This window comes from Butyricicoccus faecihominis (assembly GCF_014648015.1).
In the GTDB taxonomy this organism is placed as follows: Bacteria; Bacillota; Clostridia; order Oscillospirales; family Butyricicoccaceae; genus Agathobaculum; species Agathobaculum butyriciproducens.
The window spans coordinates 103,770-105,475 of the sequence record NZ_BMQH01000003.1 but is presented as its reverse complement, the minus strand read 5'-3'; the positions used below and the strand labels follow the sequence as shown (position 1 = coordinate 105,475).

Genomic DNA, 1,706 nt, shown 5'->3' with positions numbered 1-1,706 from the left:
GGTTGTCTGACATAGGGTTCCTCCTTGGGGTTTCTCTTGGGATTCTGTACGCATTTTAAGACCGTTTTAGGGGTCGGAGGATAAATCTATCAGCCTGCCTTTGACACCCTCGAAAAAAGCCTTGATTTACAAGGGTTTTTCAGCCCCTAAAGCGTGACATTTCTCCCGTTGTTTCCGCTTGCGCTTTGCGGCGTTGATCCGCTTCATGCGTGCGGCACATTCCGGGCAGTATTTGGCTCGGTTGGAACCGGGGGTAAACAGTGCCTTACATACGGAGCATTTCTTAGCATTCAGCCGGTGGAACAGCGCCGTTTCCAGTTCCTTATCCTGCGGCAATACCGCCGCCCGAAACCACCTGCACAACAGGGAGTAGGAAATAGACTGGACACAGACACATTCCTCCCCATCGTCCAGGGCGATACAGTTTCCGTCGATGTAGTTACAGCACTCATGCACCAGCCTCCGCACTCTGCGGTACTGGCGGTAATCCATGACGGGGATAGGTTCAGACTTATTGTTCTTCATAAATGATTTCTTTCATAAAGTCGGTAACCTCCTTAAATGAATTTATTATTAAATATTCGTGCAAAGTATTGTTTTCTTCGTGCAAATGGCATATACTATAATTGCCAGCAGAAAGGGGTTGATCGTATGGCTGGAAATACCACAAACATCAGTATCCGCATGGACGCAGATTTGAAAGCGCAGGCGGACGCACTGTTTACTGAACTTGGCATGAACCTGACTACGGCGTTTAACATCTTTGTGCGCCAGTCGCTTCGTGAAGGCGGCATTCCCTTTGAAGTAAGGCTGGAACAGCCGAACAAAGAAACGGTTGCTGCCATGCTGGAAGCGGAAAGGATTGCAAAAGACCCGTCTGTAAAGGGCTATAATGACCTTGACGAGTTGTTTGCTGACCTGAAAAGATGAAAAAAACCAAATATACCGTCAAGTACACGACCAGTTTCAAAAAGGACTACAAACGAGCCATCAAGCGTGGCTTGAAGATCGAACTGCTGGAGCAGGTCGTAGCATTGCTGGCAATGGGCGAACCGCTGCCGGATAAGAACCGTGACCATGACCTGTCCGGCGATTGGGCAGGCCATCGGGAATGTCATATTCTCCCGGACTGGCTGCTTGTCTACCGCATAGAAGATGATGTTCTGGTGCTGACGCTGGCCCGCACCGGCACACACAGCGACTTGTTCGGCAAATAAACAGTCTGCCGCCGTATGGGGAAACCTGTACGGCGGTTTTTCTGTGTGCAAAAGTATGTCGTGAAACGCGGTAGCCCTTACCGCTCCGGCTCCCGGTCGTGAGAATTGTCCCGTTCCTGTCTGGACAGCTGCTCGGCGGTTTTGCGGAGCCGTTCCACTGCTTTCAAATCCTCCCGCATGGATTTCATGGCAAGCGTGTCCGTCTGCTTTCCAGCGGCCAGCTGGTGGATCTCCCGCTGCCATGCCTTCGGGGTTATCCCCTCGCCTCTGTCTTTCAGTTCTTTCAGATACCGGGCCGCTGCGTCATACAGAATCAGTTCCCGGCTGTGGCGCTGTTCAAACTGTTCCCGTTTTTCCGGCTTTACTTTGGCAAGCTGCTTGTGGATGGACTTGTACTGGTTGTACTGTTCCCACATCTCCCCGCGTTCGGTAAGAATGGCGATCCGGCGCTCAGCCTTGACGATCTTTCCCCGCAGGTCATAGTAACAT

At 51.4% G+C, this 1,706-nt stretch carries 3 protein-coding genes and 1 pseudogene; 2 read left to right on the top strand and 2 right to left on the bottom strand.

What is annotated here, in order from left to right; all coding sequences use genetic code 11:
• Window positions 1-126: 126 nt before the first annotated feature.
• Window positions 127-525: a cysteine-rich VLP domain-containing protein gene (locus IEY11_RS03720; RefSeq protein ID WP_151165514.1), complete on the bottom strand. Its 399-nt coding sequence runs from the start codon at window positions 523-525 to the stop codon at window positions 127-129.
• A 126-nt stretch (window positions 526-651) separates the two neighbouring features.
• Here IEY11_RS03720 and IEY11_RS03715 point away from each other — a divergent pair, with 126 nt between their 5' ends.
• Window positions 652-930 carry a type II toxin-antitoxin system RelB/DinJ family antitoxin gene (locus IEY11_RS03715; RefSeq protein WP_005924829.1) on the top strand — a complete coding sequence of 93 codons (279 nt, stop codon included), beginning with the start codon at window positions 652-654 and terminating at the stop codon, window positions 928-930.
• Entirely contained in the window at window positions 927-1,217 is a 291-nt protein-coding gene (locus tag IEY11_RS03710) for a type II toxin-antitoxin system YafQ family toxin (RefSeq protein WP_151165515.1), read from the top strand. The genes IEY11_RS03715 and IEY11_RS03710 overlap by 4 nt, the downstream gene beginning before the upstream one ends.
• A 77-nt stretch (window positions 1,218-1,294) precedes the next feature.
• Here the strand turns inward: IEY11_RS03710 and IEY11_RS14795 are convergent.
• Window positions 1,295-1,706: pseudogene (locus tag IEY11_RS14795) on the bottom strand (MobQ family relaxase); the annotation flags it as partial.

Excerpts from the sequence above, each read along its gene's own strand:
- IEY11_RS03710 (WP_151165515.1), top strand. The coding sequence starts at position 927 with ATGAAAAAAACCAAATATACCGTCAAGTACACGACCAGTTTCAAAAAG.
- IEY11_RS03715 (WP_005924829.1), top strand. The coding sequence starts at position 652 with ATGGCTGGAAATACCACAAACATCAGTATCCGCATGGACGCAGATTTG.
- IEY11_RS03720 (WP_151165514.1), bottom strand. The coding sequence starts at position 525 with ATGAAGAACAATAAGTCTGAACCTATCCCCGTCATGGATTACCGCCAG.